Annotated in this window: 21 protein-coding genes; 14 read left to right on the top strand and 7 right to left on the bottom strand. The window is 68.5% G+C overall.

Annotated features, from left to right (window positions below; all coding sequences use genetic code 11):
* Positions 1-828 precede the first annotated feature (828 nt).
* Both OG379_RS36405 and OG379_RS36400 read left to right on the top strand, forming a co-directional pair.
* A complete protein-coding gene (locus tag OG379_RS36405) occupies positions 829-1,347 on the top strand; it encodes a lytic polysaccharide monooxygenase auxiliary activity family 9 protein (RefSeq protein WP_405667506.1) in 519 nt (172 codons plus the stop codon).
* Between the two features lie 152 nt (positions 1,348-1,499).
* Positions 1,500-2,234: a chitinase gene (locus tag OG379_RS36400; RefSeq protein WP_405667505.1), complete on the top strand. Its 735-nt coding sequence runs from the start codon at positions 1,500-1,502 to the stop codon at positions 2,232-2,234.
* A 137-nt stretch (positions 2,235-2,371) separates the two neighbouring features.
* Here OG379_RS36400 and OG379_RS36395 read toward each other — a convergent pair whose 3' ends face one another.
* Positions 2,372-2,755, bottom strand: a complete 384-nt coding sequence (locus OG379_RS36395; RefSeq protein WP_405667504.1) for an NAD(P)H-binding protein — start codon at positions 2,753-2,755, stop codon at positions 2,372-2,374.
* 271 nt (positions 2,756-3,026) lie between these two features.
* On the opposite strand from OG379_RS36395, the gene OG379_RS36390 reads away from it, so the two are divergent.
* Both OG379_RS36390 and OG379_RS36385 read left to right on the top strand, forming a co-directional pair.
* Positions 3,027-3,566 (top strand): nuclear transport factor 2 family protein, encoded by a 540-nt coding sequence (locus tag OG379_RS36390; RefSeq protein ID WP_405667503.1) that lies wholly within the window; start codon positions 3,027-3,029, stop codon positions 3,564-3,566.
* A 23-nt stretch (positions 3,567-3,589) separates the two neighbouring features.
* The gene (locus OG379_RS36385; protein WP_405667502.1) at positions 3,590-4,651 is read left to right on the top strand and encodes an NAD(+)/NADH kinase; all 1,062 of its coding nucleotides are present in this window, start codon (positions 3,590-3,592) and stop codon (positions 4,649-4,651) included.
* A gap of 259 nt (positions 4,652-4,910) precedes the next feature.
* On the opposite strand, the gene OG379_RS36380 is transcribed toward OG379_RS36385, so the two are convergent.
* The 6 genes from OG379_RS36380 to OG379_RS36355 are packed head-to-tail and all read right to left on the bottom strand — an operon-like array spanning position 4,911 to position 12,802.
* Positions 4,911-5,651, bottom strand: a complete 741-nt coding sequence (locus tag OG379_RS36380) for an ABC transporter ATP-binding protein (protein WP_405667501.1) — start codon at positions 5,649-5,651, stop codon at positions 4,911-4,913.
* On the bottom strand, positions 5,651-7,483 hold the full coding sequence (locus tag OG379_RS36375; RefSeq protein WP_405667500.1) for an ABC transporter permease subunit: 1,833 nt from the start codon (positions 7,481-7,483) through the stop codon (positions 5,651-5,653). The genes OG379_RS36380 and OG379_RS36375 overlap by 1 nt, the downstream gene beginning before the upstream one ends.
* Entirely contained in the window at positions 7,480-8,349 is an 870-nt protein-coding gene (locus OG379_RS36370; RefSeq protein ID WP_393759623.1) for a branched-chain amino acid ABC transporter permease, read from the bottom strand. The genes OG379_RS36375 and OG379_RS36370 overlap by 4 nt, the downstream gene beginning before the upstream one ends.
* Before the next feature lie 51 nt (positions 8,350-8,400).
* Positions 8,401-9,549, bottom strand: coding sequence for an ABC transporter substrate-binding protein (locus tag OG379_RS36365; protein ID WP_405667499.1), 1,149 nt, complete (start codon positions 9,547-9,549; stop codon positions 8,401-8,403).
* 5 nt (positions 9,550-9,554) lie between these two features.
* On the bottom strand, positions 9,555-11,303 hold the full coding sequence (locus OG379_RS36360; RefSeq protein ID WP_405667498.1) for a thiamine pyrophosphate-binding protein: 1,749 nt from the start codon (positions 11,301-11,303) through the stop codon (positions 9,555-9,557).
* Positions 11,300-12,802 (bottom strand): aldehyde dehydrogenase family protein, encoded by a 1,503-nt coding sequence (locus OG379_RS36355; RefSeq protein WP_405667496.1) that lies wholly within the window; start codon positions 12,800-12,802, stop codon positions 11,300-11,302. Before OG379_RS36355 ends, OG379_RS36360 begins: the two co-directional genes overlap by 4 nt.
* A gap of 214 nt (positions 12,803-13,016) precedes the next feature.
* Between OG379_RS36355 and OG379_RS36350 the strand changes: the two genes are divergently transcribed.
* From OG379_RS36350 to pqqE, 10 genes are all read left to right on the top strand, one after another.
* Positions 13,017-13,784, top strand: a complete 768-nt coding sequence (locus OG379_RS36350) for an IclR family transcriptional regulator (protein ID WP_405667495.1) — start codon at positions 13,017-13,019, stop codon at positions 13,782-13,784.
* Positions 13,785-13,839: 55 nt separating this feature from the next.
* Entirely contained in the window at positions 13,840-15,045 is a 1,206-nt protein-coding gene (locus OG379_RS36345; protein WP_405667494.1) for a CaiB/BaiF CoA transferase family protein, read from the top strand.
* The gene (locus OG379_RS36340; RefSeq protein WP_405667493.1) at positions 15,042-15,896 is read left to right on the top strand and encodes a citryl-CoA lyase; all 855 of its coding nucleotides are present in this window, start codon (positions 15,042-15,044) and stop codon (positions 15,894-15,896) included. Before OG379_RS36345 ends, OG379_RS36340 begins: the two co-directional genes overlap by 4 nt.
* Before the next feature lie 179 nt (positions 15,897-16,075).
* On the top strand, positions 16,076-18,226 hold the full coding sequence (locus OG379_RS36335; protein ID WP_405667492.1) for a PQQ-binding-like beta-propeller repeat protein: 2,151 nt from the start codon (positions 16,076-16,078) through the stop codon (positions 18,224-18,226).
* 205 nt (positions 18,227-18,431) lie between these two features.
* Positions 18,432-19,424 (top strand): ThuA domain-containing protein, encoded by a 993-nt coding sequence (locus OG379_RS36330; RefSeq protein WP_405667491.1) that lies wholly within the window; start codon positions 18,432-18,434, stop codon positions 19,422-19,424.
* Positions 19,425-19,672: 248 nt separating this feature from the next.
* Positions 19,673-19,804 carry a pyrroloquinoline quinone precursor peptide PqqA gene (pqqA, locus tag OG379_RS36325; RefSeq protein ID WP_393759641.1) on the top strand — a complete coding sequence of 44 codons (132 nt, stop codon included), beginning with the start codon at positions 19,673-19,675 and terminating at the stop codon, positions 19,802-19,804.
* An 8-nt stretch (positions 19,805-19,812) separates the two neighbouring features.
* On the top strand, positions 19,813-20,709 hold the full coding sequence (pqqB, locus tag OG379_RS36320; protein WP_405667490.1) for a pyrroloquinoline quinone biosynthesis protein PqqB: 897 nt from the start codon (positions 19,813-19,815) through the stop codon (positions 20,707-20,709).
* A gap of 38 nt (positions 20,710-20,747) precedes the next feature.
* Positions 20,748-21,464 carry a pyrroloquinoline-quinone synthase PqqC gene (pqqC, locus tag OG379_RS36315; protein WP_405668776.1) on the top strand — a complete coding sequence of 239 codons (717 nt, stop codon included), beginning with the start codon at positions 20,748-20,750 and terminating at the stop codon, positions 21,462-21,464.
* Complete coding sequence (gene pqqD / locus OG379_RS36310; protein WP_405667489.1) at positions 21,461-21,733, top strand: pyrroloquinoline quinone biosynthesis peptide chaperone PqqD; 273 nt, start codon at positions 21,461-21,463, stop codon at positions 21,731-21,733. Before pqqC ends, pqqD begins: the two co-directional genes overlap by 4 nt.
* Positions 21,730-22,836: a pyrroloquinoline quinone biosynthesis protein PqqE gene (gene pqqE, locus OG379_RS36305; RefSeq protein ID WP_405667487.1), complete on the top strand. Its 1,107-nt coding sequence runs from the start codon at positions 21,730-21,732 to the stop codon at positions 22,834-22,836. Before pqqD ends, pqqE begins: the two co-directional genes overlap by 4 nt.
* Positions 22,837-22,846 lie beyond the last annotated feature (10 nt).

Raw genomic sequence — 22,846 nt, 5'->3', positions numbered from 1 at the left:
AGTCAGGTCCAGCTCTGCTGTGCCGGGCGCCGCCCGCCCGGCCAGGTCCGGGGCACCTGGTCATTCACGGAGGGGACCGGTCCGTACACCGGGTGGGTCCGTACGCCCGGCAGTGCTGTTCGCGGCCGAGTCTGCAGCGGGGCCAAAGACGGTGCACCTCGCTGCCTCACCGCCGATGATTCTCCTTGTCATCCGACCACTGCGGGCGAGGCGGGCGATTGCGGGGAGATTACGGGAAGGAGTCCCCTGGCGACAAGAGATTCATCGGATGAATATCACGCCCGCTGGATCATGGAGCCAATGGCGCAACGGCGTTCTACCCCGCGGAGCACCTTTGAAGGGTGCCAGTCAACATCCGATGAATACTTGCCGGGGGTTGATGGCCGGTCATCACATCCGTGCCCCGGCGTACACGCCCCGCACGGGCCACTGCGCTGGTGACCTTCGGTATCCGGTTCCCGGCCTTGCGGGAACTCAATGGTTCCGACGCGGTGAACGCGGGCCCCGACCACTCCGCCAGGCACCTCATTCCGCGCGCACCGGGCGTCGCCAGGAGGCCGGGACAGAGGCAGCCGGCGGCGCCCGCCAGCGATGCCGCGACACATGCTTGACACGAACACGTCCGCTTGTATGGTCTAGTCCAACAGAACTCACCGCTCCGCTTGCGGAGTTGAGTCCGACCGGCATCTCCGCGCGCCGGCGAGGACGGTGAGTGCGCGTGACCTTCGCGCCTCTTGGCCCCCACCCAGAGGCCGTACCCGGCACGTGCGGTCACCCCCACACATGACCGCACATGCCCCGGGGCGGCCTGATGTGAAGGAGTTACGTATGCACGCCAGTAGGAAGACAGCGGCGCTGATCGGTGCCGCCCTGGCCCCCGTCATCGCGATCAGTCTGCCCGCCGGTTCGGCGAGCGCCCACGGCTACATCTCGGATCCGCCGAGCCGACAGGCTCAGTGCGCCGCGGGGACGGTGTCCTGCGGGGACATCACCTACGAACCCCAGAGCGTGGAAGGGTCCAAGGGCCTCACCAGCTGCAGCGGCGGGAACAGCCGCTTCGCGGAGCTGGACGACGACAGCAAGGGCTGGGCCGTCACCTCGGTCCCGAAGAACGCGACGTTCTCCTGGAAGCTCACGGCTCAGCACTCCACCAGCACCTGGGAGTACTACGTCGGCGGTCAGCAGATCGCCCTGTTCGACGACGGCGGCGCCAAGCCCGGCGCCGTGGTGAACCACGAGGTCGACTTCGGCGGCCTCACAGGACACCAGAAGGTGCTCGCCGTGTGGAACGTGGCGGACACCGACAACGCGTTCTACGCCTGCATCGACGTCAACGTCGGCTCCTGACACATCGAGTGGAGCGAGGCCGGGAGAGCGGTGGTCCCGTCCGGGCCCACCGAGCTCGCCCGCCCGCGGGAGGGGCTTGTCACGACGAGTCCCTCCCGACCTCCCACTCACCTCGCCTTCGTCCTCGCCCTCGTCCAGCAGGAGTCGACCTCGTGAAGTCCCGCAAACTCGCACTACTGGCCGCCACGGGCGCGGCCGCCACCCTCTGCACCTTGGCCCTCGCCCCGACAGCGCTTGCCCAGAAGACGGACGCGCCGTCCACGGCCGCAGAGTTCGTGCTCTCCGAGGCACAGTTCGACGAGATGTTCCCGGACAGGAACTCCTTTTACACCTACAGCGGTCTCACGGCCGCACTCAGCGCCTATCCGGATTTCACCAATGCCGGCAGTGACACGGTGAAGAAGCAGGAGGCCGCGGCCTTCCTCGCCAACGTCAGCCACGAAACCGGTGGGTTGGTGTACGTCGTCGAGCAGAACACCGCCAACTACCCGCACTACTGCGACGCCACCCAGCCGTACGGCTGTCCGGCAGGAAACGACAAGTACTACGGACGCGGGCCCATCCAGCTCAGCTGGAACTTCAACTACAAGAGCGCAGGAGACGCCCTGGGCATCGACCTGCTCAACAACCCCGACCTGGTCCGGAACGACGCGTCCGTCGCCTGGAAGACGGGCCTGTGGTACTGGAACACCCAGAGCGGACCCGGCACCATGACGCCGCACGACGCGATGGTCAACAGCGCCGGCTTCGGCGAGACCATCCGTGCCATCAACGGCAGTCTGGAATGCAACGGCGGCAACCCCGCGCAGGTCCAGAGCCGTATCGACATCTACGAGCGCTTCACCCAGGTCCTGGGCGTCGATCCCGGAGACGGTCTCAGCTGCTAGCAGAACCTCAGGGCGGTTTGCGACGGCCGTTGCCGCATGTCTGCGGGCGCTCGACCGACTGGCCTGCTTCACGTCCCGTCGACGGCGGCGGGACGTGAAGCACCGTCATCCGCCGGGTGGGCCCGTGCGGCAGTCGGCTACGCGGGATCGGTGCGCCCGAGGGTCCGTCTTCCCTTCTCGTACGCTCCTGCCTGCGGGGTGGACGGTATCTGGGCACCCGAAGCGTTCAGGATGTTGCGTACGCCGCCGTAGTCGACGCTTTCGGGGCTCGAGCTGCCGGTCCCGGCCGAGCCGGGAGTCAGCACGATCGCCTCGACGCCGGCCACGGCCGGGGGCAGGGACTCGGGATCCGTGACGTCACCCACGACGACCTGCGCCTCCGGGGGAAGCCGGTCGGCCCTGGAAGGGTTGCGTACCAAGGCGCGGACGGAATATCCCTGAGCGATCGCCTCGGCGACCACGAGACGTCCGACACTTCCGGTGGCGCCTGCTACGAGCACGGTCATGGGGCGGCCCGTCATGGTTCATTCTCCCTGTCGTCCGGTCCCTGCCCGGCGGGCCGGGGGAACCCGCAAGACCGGCTTGCATCAACGCGGATCAGCGGGCGTCGATCTTCCATCGTTACCGAAGAGCGCCACCGGAGCCCTCGGGAACCCTCTGTTCAGGTGATGGTCGTGGTCGGCGCGCGGAAGCGGTGGTTGCCTACGGGCTTCGGGGCCCCGCCCTTCCCCGCTCACCGTTCTTCGGAGAAGTCCGGACTGCCGCCGCCACCGCGCGCGGAGAACGCACTTGATGGACGCTGAACTCAGCCCCGCTGCGCAAACAGGCATCTCACTGCATGGCGGCGGGCAGCACCAACCCGGATCCGGCATCCCTGCACGCGGGAGGCCGGACCCACTCGTCACTCCGCGCTTCCCGAACAAGCCCCGCACACCGTCTGGAGACCCCGTGCAACCGTCAGCAGGTACGAGCGCTCGTATCGAGATCATCGAGGCTCACCGTGCCTACATGGAAGCGATGAGCCACGGAGATACGCCGACGCTCGCCGATCTGCTCAGCGACCGCTTCACGCTCACGCACATGGCGGGCCATGTGCAGCCGAGGTCCGAGTGGCTGTCCGAGATGCGCGAGGGACAGTTCATCTATCACTCGATCGACGGGAAGGACATGGACCTCGACGTCCAGGACGACACTGCCCGGTTGGTCGCACGAACCGTCACCGATGCCACCGTGTACGGCACACGGGCGAACTGGCGGCTGCAACCGGCCACCGATTACGCTCGCGAGAGCGGCGCCTGGGTGACGCTTCGCACTGTGGCCACGACGTGGTGACCCCGGATGCCCCGGATGGGCAAATGGCGGTGCACCAGGTCGGTCTCGTTGTGCACGGTGGGCGCGCGGAGGCCTTGGAGGCGGCGGACGTGGTCCGTGCGTGGTGCGAGGAGCACTCCGTGCGGTGCGCGGACATCGACGTGTGGCACGAAGGAAACCGGCGCACCGCCCGCGAAGAGGTGGACGCAGCAGGCGACCCCGATCTCGTTGTGACGCTGGGCGGCGACGGGACCTTTCTGCGCGGTGCGCGGCTGGCCGCCGTGAACGACGCCTTGGTCCTCGGAGTCGACGTGGGACGTGTCGGTTTTCTCACCGAGACCTCCGTGCAGGACGTGCGTGCGGCGCTGGACGCGGTGCGCGAGGACCGGATCAGGATCGACAGCCGCATGTTGCTCACCCTGCGCGCTTCCCGCCGCCTTGAGGTGCCGGCGGAGATGGAAGCCCTGATGGAGTACGGCCGTGGACCGCTTCTGCCGCCTCCTCATGTCCAGCCCGACTGCGAGATCGATGACGAGTGGGGCATTGCGCTGAGTGTCACCGCGCTCAACGACATCGTGCTGGAGAAGCTGTCCAGGGACCGTCAGGTGTCCGTCGGGGTCTACGTCTCCGGACGCCTCCTCGCGTCCTACTCGGCCGACGCGCTGTTGGTGGCCACCCCTACCGGCTCGACGGCCTACAGCTTTGCCGCAGGCGGACCCGTTCTGTCACCGCGCGCGGAAGCGCTCGTCTTCACGCCGGTCGCTCCGCACATGACGTTCGACCGATCCGTCGTCACGGCCCCGGACGAACCCATCGGAATGCGCCTGCTGGAACGTTCGGGCCCTGCCGCGGTGAGCATCGACGGGCAGCTGCAGGGCGTGCTCCAGCCGGGCGACTGGATCGGCGTGTACGCCGCCCCGCGCCGCCTGCGGGCGGTCCGGCTGGACCGCATGGACTTCTACGGCCGTCTGCGCGAGCGGATGAATCTGACGGATGCCCCGGCCGCAGTCGCCGACGGAACTCCTGCACCGCTCTGGTCGGTGACCAAGCCGCCACCCGGAGACCTCGCCCACCTGGAACTGCTGACGGTCACGGACGATTCCTGACCCCTCACCCGCGCGCTTCGTGCAGGCACGAACGGAACGGTGGCGGGACACCGACTCGTCCACGAATCTGCGTCCAGCGGCATTGACCGCCATGCTGCCCGGCTTGGCCCGCCCCTTGCCCGAACCTGGGTCGGCCTCACGGCGGGCGACCGCTGCCCCGTGGGCACGGTGTTCGCCGGCCGACCGCCTGCGCGGCGGCCGGCCGGGTTTCAGTCCCTACGCGTGTTCCGGGGAGCCGGTGCGCCCGGATCGGGCCCACTCACAGTCCGAGGTAGATCTGACGGACGCGCTCGTCCTGGGAGAGTTCCTCGGAGGTGCCCGACATGGCGACCGAGCCGTTCTCCATCACCAGACAGTGGCTGGTGACGCCGAACGTCAGCTTGGCGTTCTGTTCGACGAGGAGAAGACCGAGGCCCTCCCTGCGCAGCCGTACGAGGATTTCCAGGACGGTTTCGATCAGCTTCGGTGAGAGGCCCATGGAGGGCTCGTCGAGCAGGAGCAGCTTGGGCCGGGACATGAGAGCACGGCCGATGGCCAGCATCTGCTGCTGGCCTCCCGACAGATCCCCGGCTGCCCGGTTCCGGAAGTCCCGCAGGATGGGGAACAGGTCGTACACGTGCGCGAGGGTGTCCCGCGTTTCTCCCTTCCAAGACCTGCTGTAGGCGCCGAGCAGCAGGTTCTTCTCGACGGAGAGTCCTGGAAATACATGCCGGCCTTCGGGGACATAGCCCACACCGTGCCGGACCATGTCCCGAGCTCGTACCTTGCTGAGGTCGGTGTCGCCGAGGGTGATCCGGCCGCTGCTGCGCGGGATGAGCCCCATCAGGGCCTTGAGCGTGGATGTCTTGCCGGCACCGTTGGAGCCGATGATCCCCATGGACTCGCCCGGGGCGACACTCAGCTCCACGGATCTGACCGCACAGACTCCCCCGTAATGAACGGTCAGGTCGGTGACTGCGAGGCTGTCGGTGGCGGTGCCGGACGCGGCGGTCGTGGTCATTACGGAACCTCCGGTGCGGCATGAACGGGTATGTCGGCCGGCGTCGAGTCGCCGAGGTACGCCTCTATGACTTCGGGAGTCGCCGCCACTTCGGCGGGCGTCCCTTCCGCGATGACGCTGCCGGCCGCGAGGACGGTGATCCGTTCGCACAGGGACATGACCAGTCCCATGTTGTGCTCGATGAGAACGACGGTGATCCCCTGGTCTCGGATGGAGCGGACGATCGCCGATAGCTGCCCGACCTCCTCACCGTTCAGACCGGCCGCCGGCTCGTCCAGGAGAAGCAAGCTGGGCCGTCCCGCCATGGCCCGCGCGATCTCGATGCGGCGCTGGATGCCGTACGGGAGCGACTGCGGGTGTGCGCCGGCGAAATCGGTGAGCCCGTACTCCTTCAGGATGCGGTCCGCCTCCGCCTGCAACCGGTGTTCGTTGTGGAGGACACCGACGGGCCACACGGCGTACTGCCAGACCGTGCTGGTGCGGGACCGGTCGAGGACGACGAGGATGTTCTCGCGGACCGTCATCTGGGAGAAGAGACGCAGGTTCTGGAACGTGCGCGCCATTCCCGCCAGGGACAGCTGGTACGGACGCGCCCGGCCGATGTCGCGGCCGACACCGGCGACCCGCCCGGCGGATGGCCGGTACAGCCCGCTGATCACGTTGAACAGGGTTGTCTTGCCCGACCCGTTGGGGCCGACGATGCCACGGATCTCTCCCCGTTCCACAGTCAGGGTGACGTCGTCGAGCGCGGTCAGCGCCCCGAACCGCTTGGTGACGTGGCTGATCTCCAGCGCCGGCCCGTCGGCGGAACCGGTCTCGCGAGCCTGATCCGCGGGGACGGTCTCAGGCAGGTAGGGCCCCAACTCGGCGGCGCGTACGTCGTCGTTCTTCCTGCGACGGCCGATGGCTTCCCGGATGCGTTCAGGGATCCCGGCGAGCCCGGTGGGGGCGAAGACCACCATGAGGACGACGACGACGCCGTACCCGAGCTGCGCGTAGACGGCGAAGTCGACGAGTGCCTCACGGATCAGCACGAGTCCGACCGCGCCCACGACACACCCCACGAGGCTGCGCCGGCCGCCGATGATGACCATCGCCAGCAGCAGGAACATGTTGCTGAGGCTGAAGGTCTCGGGTGCCACGTAGCGGATGAGACCTGCGTAGAGGATGCCGGCCACACCGCCGTACACACTGGCGAGCAGGAAGGCGGTCATCCGCAACAGGGGGATTTCCGCGCCCATGGCCCCGGCCGCGAGGGCGTCGTCGCGCATCGCGCGGAGCCGGCGGCCGAGCCGGGTCCGCACCACGAAGGTACCGAAGGCGAGAGCGAGGCCGAAGACCACGATCTCCAGGTAGTAGTACATGTACTCGTCGGCGAGGTCGATCCCGAAGAGCGGCGGTACGGGGATGCCCGAGATGCCGTCCGCGCCGCCGGTGATCTCCGCGTTGGTGATCCAGTTGACGAATCCCAGTGCCAGGCCGAGCGTGACGATTCCGAGGTAGTGCGACTGCATGCGCAATGCCGGCAGCCCTACCAGCAGCCCCACCAGGACGGTGGCCGCCAGACCGACGAGTGCCGCGGCCCAGAAGCCGTATCCGGAGTGGGTGGTGAGGATGGCGGTGGTGTAGGCGCCGACTCCGAAGAAGGCGACCTGGGCCAGGTTGATCTGGCCCGCGACCCCCATGACGAGCCCCATGCCGACGGCGAGGAGCGCGAAGATGATCGCGATGTCCACCACGTGCATCGAGTAGCCGTTGAGGCCGTACGGCAGCAGGAAGGCCGCTACGCACGCCAGCAGGATGAGCGACGCCTTGGATTTGAGGATGTTCACGCCCGGCTCACCGTCCTCTCGCCGAAGATGCCTGTGGGCCGGATCATGATGGCCACGGTGAAGACCAGGAAGGTGACCAGGACGGAGTAGCCCTGGAAGTGGTCGCCGGCGTAGGAGTCCAGGACCCCGATGGCCAGGCCGCCCACCACCGCTCCGGGAATGCTGCCGAACCCACCGAGCATCGCCGCGGCGAAGCCCTTTACGCCGAGGGCGCCGCCGAGGGTGGCGTCGACGTAGAGCATGGGTCCGGCGAGGCTGCCGGCGAGGGCCGCGATGCCTGCCCCGATCGCGAAGGCGAGGGCGTTGCTGCGGCCCACGTGGATACCGACGGCGGTGGCCGCTTCGTGGTCCATCGCCACTGCCTGCATGGCGGCCCCCGGCTTGGTGCGCTGGAGGAACAGAGTGAGCAGTACGACGCATGCTGCGGTGATCGCGATGACCATCAGATCGTAGGTACGGATACGGATGCCCATGATTTCCAGGGGTCCGGACGAGATCGGCGAGGGCATGGCCCGCCCCGTGGTCCCCCAGATGAGGGTGGCGGCTGCCTGGAGGACGGTGCCGAAGCCGATCGTCCCGATCAGCATCAGGTCGAAGTCCTTGTTCTCCAGCGGGCGCAGGACCCGCTCGATGACCAGGCCTATGGCGCCGGTGACGACGATGGAGATGACGATGGCGATGCCGAACGGTACGTGCGTGGTGAGATAGAACGTTGAGGCGGCGTAGGCGCCGATCATCGCGACGTCGGCGTGGGCGAAGTTGACCAGGCCCATGGTGCGGTAGACGACGGAGAATCCGACAGCGATCAGGGCGTAGACGGCACCCAGGCTGAGGCCGCCGACGAGGGTTTGCAGGGTGACTTGCATGGTGGCTCCCTGAAGCCGGTGCGGAGCCCGGCTCTCGGCTCGACGGGCTGGCTACTGAGCTGCGGAGAGCTTTCCGTCCTTGATGACGCCGATGGTGGTCCTGAAGATGCCGACACCGGTCTCGTCGTAGGCGAAGTCACCGAGCAGGCCCTGGTACTTGGTGGCGCGGATCTCGTCGGCGAGCTTCTTCCCGGTGGCCAGGTCGCTGTTCTTCAGCGCGGTGAGCACGATGTTGGTGCCGTCGTAGGCCTTGGCCCCGTGCAGTTCGGCGTCCTTGTCGTACTTGGCCTTGTAGGCAGTGGCGAACGCGCGGCTGGCGTCACTGATCTCGTTGCTGAGGTAGGGCGAGCTGACGATGGTCTCAGCGGCGTTCGCGGCACCGGCAGTCTCGATGAAGACCGGGGTGCCCTGGGGGGCGGCGCCTGCGAAGGGGACCTTGATGCCCAGGTCACGTGCCTGCTTCACGATCAGCCCGGCCTGGACCTCCTCGGCGCCGAGGAAGACGGCGTCCGGCTTGGACTGGCGGATTCGCGAGAGCGACGCGCTGAAGTCCTTCTGGTCGGTGGTGACGACCTGGTCGCTCACCGGCGTGATGCCGGCCTTCTTGAGCGCGGCGGTGAAGGCGTCGTGCTCGCCCTTGCCGTAGGACCCGTTGTTGGAGATCATCGCGATCTTCTTGAACTTCTTCGTGGTGACCAGGTAATCGGCCAGCGTGGAGTCGTAGGTCGTACTGGTGGGGCCGTTGAGGAAGAGGAAGGGACTCTTGACGTCGACGAGGGCCGTGGCCTGGCCGGAGGTGATGTTGGGAATCTCCGCCTGCCGGAGGATCGGCGCCATGGCGACGGTGACGGCGCTCTCGGCCGTACCGATCATCGCGACGTAGTTGCCGTTGTCCAGCTTGCGGGCGATGTTGGTGCCGGTGGTGGGGTCGCCCTGGTCGTCGAAGACCGTGACCTTGATCTTCCGGCCGTCGATGCCGCCTTTCTTGTTCCATTCGTCCACGGCGAGCTTGGCGCCCTTGGCCTCCCAGTCGCCCAGCGCTGCGAGCTGGCCGCTCTGGGCGTTCACCACAGCGATCTCGATGGGACCGTTGCCGTCGGCCTTGTCTGAGCCGGAATCACCGGGGGCGCTGCACGCCGATGCGGCGAGCAGGACACCGAGGGCGACGGCCGGGACGGTGTGACGGGTTCTGGCGCGCATGGGAATCATCCTTCGTCCTCGAACTTGCCCTGGTAGATGTCGTTGATGTTCCAGTGGCCGGGCGTGGGAACCGGCTCGTTGACCATGGGGATGTCGATGACCGCCGGCCGGCGGCGTTCGACCGCGGTCGTGAGCACCTTGGCCAGGTCCTCCGCGGCCGCCACCTCGTAGCCGTCGGCGCCGCAGGACCGTCCGTACGCGGCGAAGTCGGGGCTGTAGGACTCACCGTCGGGGCCGGTGAAGTCGCATCCGTATCCGCGGCCGTAGTTGGAACGCTGGAGGTCGGAGATCGTGCCGTGAGCCCGGTTGTTCATCACCGCGAAGATCACGGGAAGGCCCTGTTCCACGGCCATGGGCACGGCCGGAAGCTGTGCACTCATCCCGCCGTCGCCGATGAGGGCGACCACTGTCCTCTGCGGTTGCGCCATCTGCACGCCGACGGCGGCGGCCGGTCCGAAGCCCATGGTGGAGGCTCCGCCGGGGGTGATGAAGCGGCCCTCGGGCGGCAGGTCGTAGGACTGGGCGACGCCGTTCTTGTTCCAGCCGACGTCCGTCACCAGGATCGCGTCGGCAGGCAGGCTTGCCCGCAGATCGGCGAGGATGCGCTGGGGCCGCAGGGGGAAATTGTCACTCGCCCCGTTGACCGCCGCGGTGTCGAAGAGTTCCGTACGACTGGCGGCGATCGTCTCGCGCAGTCCCGGCCGGCGCGTGGGTTCGGGCCGCAAGGCGCGGACGGCCGCTTCGATGGCGCGCACGGAGTGTCCGACATCGGCGACAGCCCCGATCTCGACCGGGTAGTTACGTCCGATCTCAGCCGGGTCGATGTCGATCTGGATGAGCTTGCTCGGCGGAAAGTTCCAGGTGTACGCCGCCTCCCACGAGCTGGCGTCGGTTTCCGCGAAGCGCGTGGCCAACGCCAGCACCACGTCGGCGTCCTTGGTGTGGGCGTGGGTGGAGTCCAGTCCCCAGAAGCCGGGCATGCCCAGGAGCAGGGGGTGCCGGTCGGGTACGGCGCCCTTGCCCATGAGGGAGTGCGCCAGCGGGATGTCGAGGTGGTCGGCCAGGCTGAGCAGCGCCTGCTTGGCCTCCGGCGTGCGCAGTCCGCCGCCGAAGTAGATCAGCGGTCGCTCCGCGTCCACCAGCGCCTGGGCTATGCGCTGCGCAGCCTCCTGCGTGATGCCGGGGAGAGAACTCTCAGGCATGGCGTGCGACCCGGGGACGTAGGGCTCGACCTGCCGGGAGAAGAGGTCCATGGGTACGTTGACGAGCACGGCACCGGGACGGCCGGAGGTCGCCGTCCAGAACGCGCGTTCCAAGGTCCGGTGCAGGTCGGCGCTGCGCTGGACGGGCCATGCGCGCTTGCAGAAGGGGCGGTAGATCGCGGTCTGGTCGGCGTCCGCGTGGAGGTTGACCTCCTGGTGCGGATGTCGGCCGTAGTAATAGGAGGGGATGTCACCGGAGATGACCACGAGCGGGACGGAGTCCATGGCGGCCGTGGCAACACCGGTGACCGCGTTCATCATGCCCGGGCCGACGTGGGTGAGCAGCACTCCGGGCTTGCCCGAGGCGCGGGCGTATCCGTCGGCGGCGTGGGCGGCAGCCTGCTCGTGGCGGGCGATCACGAAGTGGATGGAGCTGGGGCCCATGGCGTCCAGCAGGGCGATGTTGGTGTGCCCGCACGTTCCGAACACGTACTCGACGCCGTAGGACTCGAGCTGGGCGACAAGGGCTTCAGCAGCGGTGACGCTGGTCACTGGTTCTCCTCCGTGAGGTCGTGGCGATCGCCCCAGATGGACAGGCCGCGGAGCATGAGGGTCTTGACGACGGTGTAGTCGTCGATCAGCCAGCGCGGCGACTCGCGTCCGAACCCGGAGTCCTTGACCCCGCCGAACGGGATGTGATCCAGGCGGTAGTTCGAGGTTCCGTTGACGATGAGCCCGCCCACCTGGAGGGTGCGCCAGGCGGTGAAGATGCGGTTGATGTCATGGGTGAAGAGGCCGGCCTGCAACCCGTAGCGGCTGGCGTTGCACTCACCGATGACCGTGTCGAAGTCGTCGTAGGGCATGACGGCGACGAGAGCGCCGAACACTTCGTGGACGACCACCGAGGCGTTCGCAGGCGGCCCGGCGATGATGGTCGGAGCTGCGGTGGCACCGTCTCGCGTACCGCCGCGCAACACCGAGGCCCCGAGTCCTTTCGCTTCGGCGGACCAGCGGACCACTCGCTCGGCAGCGTCCTCGTCGACCATCGAGCCGATGTCCGTCAGCGGGTCCATCGGGTCACCGATGACCAGGGTGTCGACCGCGTCGGTGAAGGCGTCGAGGAAGTCGGCGTAGCGGCTTCGGTGCACGTAGACCCGCTGGACTGAGATGCAGCTCTGCCCCGAGTTGCTGTACCCGGTGCGAGCGGATGCCTTGGCAGCCGCTTCGATGTCGGCGTCCTGGCAGACGATGGTGGCCGCGTTGCCGCCGAGTTCGAGGGCCAGTCGCTTGGCGCCGGCGGCACGGGCAACGGCCGCGCCGGTGGCGGCACTGCCGGTGAAGCTGATGACATCGACCTCGGTGGCCGCGCACAGGGCCGCCCCGACGTCGCCTCCCCCGTGGAGCAACTGGACCGCCTGGTGGGGCAGTCCGCTGTCGAGCAGAAGGGCGACCAGCGCCGCCGAGATGCCCGGTGCCTGCGGCGGGGCCTTCACGAGCGTGGTGTTGCCTGCGGCGAACGAGGCGCCGAGCTTGTGTGCCAGCAGGTTCGCGGGAGCGTTGAAGGGCGTGATCGCGAGGGCGACCCCGGCAGGAGCGCGGTAGGTGAAGGCGCTGTTGCCGACACCGGTGTTCCAGCCCGCGACCGGCAGTGTCTCCCCGTCGATGCGGCGGGCTTCGGCGGCGCAGACCTCGAAGGTCGAGGCGACCCGCTCGATCTCGACGCGGCTGTCCTTGACCGGCTTGCCCAGTTCCAGGGCCAGCAGTCGGGCGAGCCGGTCGCGGTGGTTCAGAGCGGCCACCGACGCGCGCTGCAGGATTTCGGCCCGCGCTGCCGGGGCGAGCGTGGCGACCTGAGGGGCGTACCGGCGGGCATCGGCGACGGCCTTGTCGATCTCGGCCGGCAGAGCGGTGGGAGCGCGGCTCACGGTTCGCCGCAGGTAAGGGCCGGTGCGTTCCGCCGTCGGTCCGTCACCCGACCATGCACCGGCTAGGAAGGGCAGTGCGTCGACGACATCCGAATCGGCGACGGATTTGAGGATGACTTCCAGCATCACTTCTCCAGACAAGCCATCTAGCGGTTTGCATAGACCGCCTTGTGGACTGGCGTGTAACGTACGGGCGCCGGTTGAGCTTGGCAAGAGCCCGGCCAAAAGAAGTTGAATCCTCAGGTTTCCCGCCGAAATCGGTGCTGCCGCACGTGTGGATGCGCCCACCTCGCACCATCCCTGGCAGGCTCTCCCGGCAAGGACGTACGAAGGAGAAAACATGGATTCCGAGCAAGGACAGGGCGGTGTGCGCAGTGTGCGCCGGGCCCTGGACATCCTGTCGCTGCTCACCGAGGACCAGCCCGTCGTCTCCCTCCGAACCATGGTGGAGGCGACCGGTCTCGCGAAGACCACCGTGGTCCGGTTGGTGCAGACACTGGAGGGTTACGGGCTTCTGTGGTCCACCGACGCGGGGTTCACCGCGGGGCCCGGGTTGTGGAGATGGGCCCATCTCGCACACGGAAGCTGGGAGTTGCCCCAGGAGACGATCAAGCTGCTGCGCGAGCTGGCCGACCGGCGTGGTGAGACGGCCAACGTGATGATCCGGCGCGACATCCACCGCGTCTGTGTCGCGCAGCAGGAGAGTCCCCAGCCGCTGCGTCACGTGGTGCGGGTCGGGGACGAACTCCCGCTCTGGGCGGGCGCCTCGTCCAAGGTGCTGTTGAGCGGCGCGAGCGACGCGCTGATGCACCGGGTCGCGAGGGACTCGCCCCACGGCGAGGCGCACGTCGAACGGCTACGGGGGTGGGTCGACGAGGCGTCGCAGCAGGGATACGCGGTGAGCCAGGGCGAACGCGACGTCGGCCTCACGGCCGTGGCCGTTCCACTCGCCACCTCCTCCGGCGTGGTGGTCGCCTCGCTCTCCCTCAGCGGCCCCAGTGCACGCATCACGCAAGGATCGATCGAGGAGTTCGCCGAGGACCTGATGCAGGTGGCCGCGGAGATCATGTCGCAGGGATTCGACCACCCCCTGGGACCGCGGGGCTGACAACCGTGCCGGAAAGCGGGGCCGTCCGCCGGCGCCGCGTAAGGAGACAATGCCCATGGATGCGCGACCGCTCGACAACATAAGAGTCCTGGACCTGACGAACGTCCTGGCAGGTCCCTACTGCAGTTACCACCTCATGCTCCTGGGTGCGGAAGTCATCAAGATCGAGCGCCCCGGACAGGGAGACCTGGCCCGCAACCTCGGCCCCGACGCCGACCTGAACCGCGCCGGCATCGGGGCTTCCTTCCTGGCGCAGAACGCGGGCAAGAAGTCCGTGGAGCTCGACCTCAAGAACCCCGCCGACCGCGAGGTCTTCGAGGAGATGCTGGCCGGCGCCGACGTGCTCCTGGAGAACTTCCGCGCGGGGGTCCTCTCACGGATGGGGTACGACCAGGAGCGGCTGGACCGGATCAATCCCCGCCTGGTCTGCTGCTCCATCTCCGGCTTCGGGCAGAGCGGGCCGATGAGTGACGCACCGGCGTACGACCAGATCATCCAGGGGCTCTCCGGAATGATGAGCGTGACCGGGACCGCCGACACCGCCCCTCTGCGGGTCGGCTTCCCGGTGTGCGACACCACCGGCGGGCTGTCCGCGGCGCTCGCGGTCAGCGCCGCGCTGCTGCACCGGGAACGCACGGGGCAGGGCAGCCGGCTGGACGTCTCCATGCTGGAGACCTCCCTGTCGGCCATGGGGTGGGCCGTGTCGAACTACATGGTCAGCGGTGTACCCCCGGAACCCATGGGGGACCAGAACGCCACCGCGGCGCCGTCCGGCACGTTCCGCACCGCGGACGGACCGCTGAACATCGCGGCCAACCAGCAGCGCCAGTTCGAGACGCTGTGCCGGCTCGTCGGTGTCCCCGAGCTCGTCACGGACGCCCGATTCGCCGAACGGGAGGGCCGCAAGGCCCATCGCGAGGAACTCAACGCGGCTCTCAACAGCGCGCTCTCGCAGCGCCCGGCAGCGGAGTGGGAACGCTTGCTGACCGCCGCCGGAGTGCCCGCGGCACGCGTCCTCACCGTCCCGCAGGCCCTCGATCAGCCCCAGTTGCGGCACCGGGGGTTCATCGGTGAATTCCGCAGACCCGACGCCTCGAACATCGCGCTGCCGGTCCTCGGCAGCGGCGTCCTCTTCGACGGCGAGGCCTTCCTGCCCCGCACACCGCCCCCACTTCTGGGCGAGCACAACCACGAGAGGAGCGAGCTCGCATCGCGCTGGTCCGCCACTGCCACCGCCACGAAGGAGGCGACAGGCTCATGAGTACGTCCGCATCCGCATCCGCATCCGCCCACGACGAGGCCGCACAGTGGTGGGCCACCGCCGTCAGCCACATCGAGCCCGGCTCCATCGAACTACGGGACCGGCCCGTACAGGAACTGATCGGCTCGGTAGGCCTGGTGGACACCCTGTGGCTCCTGCTGCGCGGCACCCTTCCCTCACCACGCCAGTCCGCGCTGTTGGAAGCGGCGCTGGTGGCAGGCGTGGACCACGGGCCGCAGGCGCCCTCGATCGCAGCCGCGCGCATGGCAGCGACCTGCGGGGTGGGGCTCAACAACGCGATCGCCACCGGTGTCAACATGCTCGGCGACGTCCATGGCGGAGCGGGACAGCAGTGCGTGGAAATGCTCGAGGAGATCCGCACCCACTATGTGGCGGGCCGGGACTGGGACGCGGCCGCCGCCGATGTCATGGCCCTGCGCCAGGCGCGTTCCCGATACCTTCCCGGCTTCGGCCACCGCTTCCATCCCGTCGACCCCCGCCGCGACCCCCTTCTGCGGCTGACGGAGGAGGCCGTGACCGCCGGGGTCGTGGCGGGCGACCATCTGCAAGCGGCTCTGGCCGTCGAGCGCGCCCTGCAGAAGCGCCGTGTCGGCGCGCGCCCCGTGCCGATGAATATCGATGGCGCCACTGCCGTCATCTACGCCGAGCTCGGCTTCCCCGCACCGCTGGCCAGGGGACTGTTCGTGATCAGCCGGTCGGTGGGCATCCTGGCCCACGCGTGGGAGGAGACCGGGCAGGGGCGCCGGAACAAGGGGCCCATCCCCCGGTCCGTCCTCCCCGCCCGCCTGAACCCTGTCGATCCGTCTGCCACCGAGGAATCCGCGTCCTGACCCTTGTCAGGCCGCTGCCACGTCCTTAACGTATGGAAGCGCCTCTCGGCGACCATCATGCGGGTCTAGCGAACCGCACAGCGGACCAAGATCCGCCTCCTGCTCTCCCTCCCCCTCACCGCGCACCGGACCACCAGGTGGACCGCAGCTCGGCAGGGGCATGTCACGGAAGAGGGTTCATGGACAGACGCAGTTTTCTCGCCACGGCCGCGGCCGGCACGACCGCGAGCATCGCCGTACTCAATTCACCCGCCCAGGCCGCTGAAACGCGCACGGGCACTCTGGCAACTCCCGTTCCCAGGCAGGCGTTCGAGGCAACAGCGAAGAACTTCCCCAAGGCAGGCGGCAACCTGGCCAACCAGAACTACTCCGCCCTCAAGAAGATCACCCCGCGCAACGTGAAGCAGCTCGGCGGGGCCTGGCACATCAACCTGGAGGGCGGCGAAGCTGCCCGCGCCCAGCAGTGCGCGGTCGTCGCCCAGGACGGCGTGCTCTACGTCGCCACCACCCAGCAGAACATCTTCGCCGTCAACGGGCGTACCGGCGCCGTGAAATGGAAGACGAACGTCGGCAGCGAGACCACCAACATGCGTGGGGTCGCACTCGGCCAGGGCCTCGCCTTCACCATCTCCGGTGAGAACATCGTCTACGCCCTGGACCAGCGCACCGGCGCGGTCGTGTGGACCAGGGAGATGCTCATCGAGGACCAGGGCGACCCCGGGTGCGACCCGGCCAGCGGCCAGTGCGGCGGCAGCAGGGGAAGCCTGGCCGGCGCGGTCGTCCACTGGGACGGGATGATCTACGTCGGCACCCAGGGCAGCACCGCGGGCGCCCGAGGCCGCGGTTACGGCCTGGACGCGGCGACCGGCGAAGTCGTCTGGACGTTCTGGGGCACCCCGGGGCCCGGCGAGTTCGGACACGACACCTGGGAAGGTGACACCTGGAAGACCGGCGGGGCCGTGTGCTGGATCCACCCTGCGGTGGACCCCGAACTCGGGCTCGTCTACTGGACGTTCGGAAACCCGTATCCGCGCACTGACGGCTCCACCCGAGGCGGGGACAACCTCTTCGCCAACTGCCTGGTGGCCATCGACGCCAAGACGGGGAAGAGGCGCTGGCACTTCCAGTCCGTCCACCACGACATCTGGGACTACGACGGTGTGATGTCGCCGGTCCTCGCGGACATCCAGATCGAGAAGCGCAAGCGCAAGGTCGTCGTCTACGGCAGCAAGACCGGGATGTACTACATTCTCGACCGCGCGACCGGCGACCCCGTACACGGCATGGAGGAGCGCCCTGTGCCGCAGCACGCGGCGCAGAAGACCGCACTCACTCAGCCGTTCCCGGGGGGCGAACCCTTCGTCGAGACGGAGCCACGGATCGACAAGGCCACCCGGCCCGTGCCGTTCTACGCCACCGGCGGCCTCTTCGAGGTGCACTGGGACCGGCCGACCATCCTCTACCCGGGCGCGGGCGGCGGCGCCGACTGGTCGTCGCCGTCCTTCAGTCACCGCACGGGGCTGGTCTACGTGGGATACGGGCTGATCAACTCCGCCTACTCCAACACCCATGAGGGCAGGGTCAACACCGCGCGCCCGCTCGGCGAGTACTTCGCCGGCGGGGTCGTGGCCGTCGACCCACGCACCAATACCGTCTCCTGGCGACAGGAGGGCGACTGGTCGCTCGCCCACGGCAACGGCGTCCTCTCCACCGCGAGCGGCGTGCTCTTCCAGGGGCGTCCCGACGGTGTGCTGACCGCCCTGGACGACGCGACGGGGAAGGAGTTGTGGACCTGGCAGTGTGGCGCGGGCGTCAACACGAGCCCGATGACGTACGAGGTCGACGGCGAGCAGTACGTGGCGGTGCTGGCCGGTGGGAACGGGTTGCCCTACCCGGACATCCCCAAGGGCGACCACCTGTGGGCGTTCAAGGTCGGCGGCAAGGTCGGCCCTGCTCCCGCACCGACACCGCCGTCGAAGCGCAACCAGATCCGGGCGGCGGCCGTCAGCGGCGCCACCGCGGGAGACACCGTCACCCTGGGCCGCGTATGGGACAGCGCGAAGGGCGCGCCCGGGGCCACCGAGAACCTCGTCTCGCAGAACGCCATGTCACCTCAACACCTGTCCATCGCCCGAGGCACCACCGTGACGTTCACCAACCCCGCCGGCAACAAGACCGCCCACGGCGCGGTGGCCTTCTTCGAGGCCGAGTTCGACACCGGGCTGCTGATGCCGGGTGAGTCGTACACGTACACCTTCGACTCCCCGGGCGAGTTCTTCTACAACGACCCGGTCTCCCCCCAGAGCACAGGCAAGATCGTCGTCTCCTAGCTCCTCCCCCGCGGCCCGACCGTGCCGCCACTCCCACCGTCACGCCGCGGCAGACGTTGCCGCCAGGCGCGCCCGCCCCTGCATGGCGTAATGCCTCCGGCGCCTTCGCGTGGCCGCTGCCCGCCGAGTCGCCGGCGCGGCCCGATGCACTGCCTCTTCGTCGTGCCGGTTTCGCATGCCGTCCACCACAGAAGGAAGCACTCTCATGTCAGGAAGAACGCTCCGGGCGAGAGCCCTGAGCACCCGCACGGCCGTCCTCGCCACGCTCGGGATGGCGGTCGCCCTGGTCGCGGCACTCCTCGCGACCGGAACCCTCAGCGTCGCCCACGGCCGGATCGGCACGGGCGCAAAGGAGCTGGGTGACCCGGACTACGGGGTGTGCCGTGGCCTGGATCCCGACTGCTACCACGACTGGGGCAACTTCGACCCGGCCAAGGGCTATCGGGTTCTGCTCTACACCCGCACGGCGGGGCCGCGCCACGCCAACCTGGGCCCCGCCCTGGCGACCGGGCTGAACCCGCCGCTCACCGATGCGAACGTGGTCCAGAAGTCCATGATCAAGCTGGGCGAGACGGGGGGCTTCCAGGTCGACTACACCGAGGACGTCACCCAGCTCGCCTCCCCGAACACCTTGTTCAAGTACAACGCGGTGGTCTTCTTCTCCACCAGCCGGGACGCTTTGGACGACGCCGCACAGACCTCCCTGCGCCAGTACATCCGCGGCGGCGGCGGCTTCGTGGGACTCCACAACGCCTTCGGAACCGAATACAACTGGCCCTGGTACGAGGGCCTGCTGGGCAACGCCAACTTCTACGACCACGGCCCCTCGCAGTTGGGCACCGTGCAGACGGTGGGGCGCAAGGACGTCTCCACCAAGGAGCTGCCGGCCCGCTGGAACTTCACCGACGAGTGGTACAACCTGGTGCCCGCCCCCACCGAGGTGCGCGTGCTGGCCGAGGTCGACGAGAGCACGCTCGCGAAGGGCGTGGCCGGCAACTACAGCCACCCCGGCCATGGCAACGAGCACGCCGTCGCATGGTGCCAGTACTACGACGGGGGACGCTCCTGGGTCACCACACTGGGCCACGACGCCAAGCAGTTCACCACGGACGGGTCCTTCGCCGGTGCCGCCGAGTTCCAGAAGCTCGTCATCGGAGGTATCCAGTCCGCCGCAGGCATGAAGCCGTTCTGCAAGTAGCCCGCTCCACCCGGCCCTTCCCGAGTGCCATGGTCGACTGCGTCCGCCCCCTTGCCACGGCCGAAGCGCAGGCATAGCGTAAATATCGATCCACCTGACGGACCACATAGACCGCACCACGGTTGGCTTGAGTCCGTCGCCTGCGCCTCCAGGGGTCCGCTGTTCACCTCACAAGCGTCGGGCCGGGCCCGGACGACCTCACCTCCCCTCTCCTCGCCCCATTCCGTTTCTCTGAAGGGATACCGACCATGCTCGAATCCACCACAGCCCAGCAGCAGGCAGAGGCCGCCCCCGCCACGCCGGGCGGCTGGGTCACCCCGGACTTCACGGTCGTCGACACGGCCATGGAGGTCACCGCCTACTCGCTCAACACCCTCTAGCACCCGCCGTGCTGCTGCTCACACTGGGCACGGCAGCGGGCGGAGGAGTTCCCCAATGGAACTGCGCGTGCCCCGGATGTTCCGGGGCACGCGCCCACCCTGACCGTCGCCGCAGCCACGACTCCCTCGCCGTCCTCGGACACGGTCCGTCCTCGTGGTTGCTGGTCAACGCGGGACCGGACATCACGGATCACCTGGAGACGCACACCGAACTTCGGCCCGGCGCCGGCGAGGAGCGCACACCCGTGGTCCGGGTCCTGCTCACCGACGCGGAACTCGACCACACCCTGGGCCTTCTACGGCTGCGGGAGGCCCGGCACATGGAGATCTACGCCACCGCACCCGTGCGGAAGGCCTTGCGGGAACGCCTGGCACTGGACACCGTCCTCACGCCGTACACCACACTCACCTGGCGGGACCTGCCACCGACCGGGCGAACTCCGGCCGTGGTCGCCGGGATCGAGTTGTCCGCGGTTCCCCTGTCCACCAAACGCCCCCGGTACGCCGCCGACGCTTCGGAGGACGCCACCTGGGTCGTGGCTGCCCGCCTCCATGACCCCGTCAGCGGCAGGACGGCACTCTATGCACCGGCGCTCGCCGCATGGACCGAGGGTTTCGCGAAGGAGGCAGCCGGAGCGGACTGCGTCTTCGTCGACGGGACCTTCTGGGACGACGAGGAACCACGGAGGCTGGGCATCTCGGACCGGACGTCCACCGGGATGGGACATCTGCCCGTCGAGGGCCCCGGTGGCACAGCCGAGCAACTGGCGCAGTTGCCGGCTCGCTGCCTTTACACGCACCTCAATAATACGAACCCCTTGGTCGACCCCTTGGCCCCGCAGCACGGTGTCCTTCGCGGGTGGGGGCTCGAAGTGGCACAGGACGGGATGGTGATCGAACTATGACAACCGCACCCGCACGGCCGACCGGGGCCGCGACAGCCATGGCACGGCAGGAAGACAGCCCCCTGCCACCTGCCGCGTTCGAGCACGAACTGCGAGAGCTCGCGCGGAGCCGCTACCACGACACCCATCCGTTCAACGTGAGGATGCACGAGGGCGGGCTCAGTCCCGACGAACTCCGCACCTGGGTCGCCAACCGGTTCCACTATCAGCGCAGCATCCCTGTGAAGGACGCGCTGATCCTCGCCAAACTCCCCGAGCCGTCGATGCGGCGATCCTGGTTGCGCAGGATCCAGGACCACGACGGTCTCGCGGACGGCGAAGGCGGCATCGAGCGCTGGCTGCGGCTCGGCGAGGCGGTCGGCCTGGACCGCACCGAGATGGAATCGGGCGAGTCCGTCCTCCCTGGGGTGCGGTTCGCAGTCGAGGGCTACGTGAACTTCTGCCGCCTGAGCCCCGCGTTGGAGGCCGTGGCATCCTCACTCACGGAACTCTGCGCGCCGGACATCATGCTGACCCGGCTGGAGACCTTTCCGATCCACTATCCCTGGATCGAGGAACCGGGGCTCACCTACTTCCGCAGCAGGGTCCCCCAGGGCCGCCGCGACGGAGTTGAAGCGCTGACCTGGGTCACCGACTGGGCGCTGACCCGATCCGAACAACTCGCCGCCCTGTCGGCTCTCTCCTTCAAGTGTGACGTCCTGTGGTCACTGCTGGATGCCGTGCACCACGGGAGCCGACCGGTGAGCTCGCGATGACCACCCACGACCCCGGCCACTGGCGCCCGCGACCCGCACCCGCCGTCGTCCTGCGACACGACCGGGCGCGCGACAACCACGTACTGCTGATGCCGGAACGCGTCGTCGTGCTGACGGGCAGCGCCCCTCACGTGATGGAACTCTGCGACGGCACACGCACGGTCGCACAGATCACCGATGAACTTCGGGAGCGCTTTCCCGGAGCCCCTGTGGACGCAGAAGTGGCCTCGTTCGTGGAACGGATACGCAAGGAAGGCTGGATCCGGTGAGCACGATCGCACCCCCCTGGGGCCTCCTGGCAGAACTGACACACGCCTGCCCGCTGCACTGCGGTTACTGTTCCAACCCGCTGGAACTGACGCGTCGGTCCAGCGAGCTGACGGGCGCTCACTGGGTGGACGTCTTTCGCCAGGCGGCGGATCTCGGCGTCCTGCAGACCCATCTCTCCGGAGGCGAACCGCTGCTCCGCAAGGACCTCGAAACCATCGTCACCGGGGCGGAGGAAGCCGGCGTATACACCCAGCTGGTCACCAGCGGTTCAGGGCTCACCGAGAACCGCCTGCGGTCCCTGACCCGCGCGGGACTGCGCAGCGTGCAACTCTCGGTCCAGCATGCGGACCCCGCCGCCTCGGACCGCATCGCGGGCAGCCGGGCGTTCGCCGCCAAGGAGACTGCGGCCGGACTCGTCAGAAAGGCCGGACTGCCCCTGGGCATCAATGCCGTACTGCACCGGCACAATCTGGACGCGGTGGACGGCCTCGTGGAGCTCGCGCTGCGCTGGGGAGCGGACCGCATCGAGCTGGCCAACACCCAGTTCTACGGATGGGGCCTCCTCAACCGGGAGGCCCTGATGCCCGGGCGGGACCAGGTCGCCCGTGCGGTGGAGTCCGTGAGCAGATGGCGGGAGCGACTCGACGGAAGCCTGGAGATTGTCTGGGTGGCACCGGACTACTTCGACGGAGTGGCCAAAGCCTGCATGGGCGGCTGGGGAGCCGTCTCCCTCACCGTGGCCCCGGACGGCACAGTCCTGCCCTGCCCTGCGGCAGCCACCCTGCCCGGACTCGACCCGGTCAACGTCAAGGACCACGCCCTGCGCTGGATTTGGGAGGAGTCCAAGGCATTCAACCTCTACCGAGGAACGGACTGGATGCCCTCTCCGTGCCGCTCCTGCGAACGTCGCGACCAGGACTTCGGAGGCTGCCGGTGCCAGGCGTTCGCCCTGACCGGCGACGCCACACGCACCGACCCGGCCTGCTCGCTCTCCCCCGACCACGCAGCCCTGACGACTCTGGCGCGGCCGGCCACAGGGGGCACGACGGACCTGATTCCACGCCGCCCGACCGTCGGACCACGCGCGACGTCACGCGGGTGACCCCGACCAC

It is taken from the genome of Streptomyces sp. NBC_01166, from assembly GCF_045039765.1.
Lineage (GTDB): Bacteria > Actinomycetota > Actinomycetes > Streptomycetales > Streptomycetaceae > Streptomyces.
The sequence above is the reverse complement of the archived record's forward strand: the minus strand, read 5'-3'. Positions and strand labels throughout refer to the sequence as shown.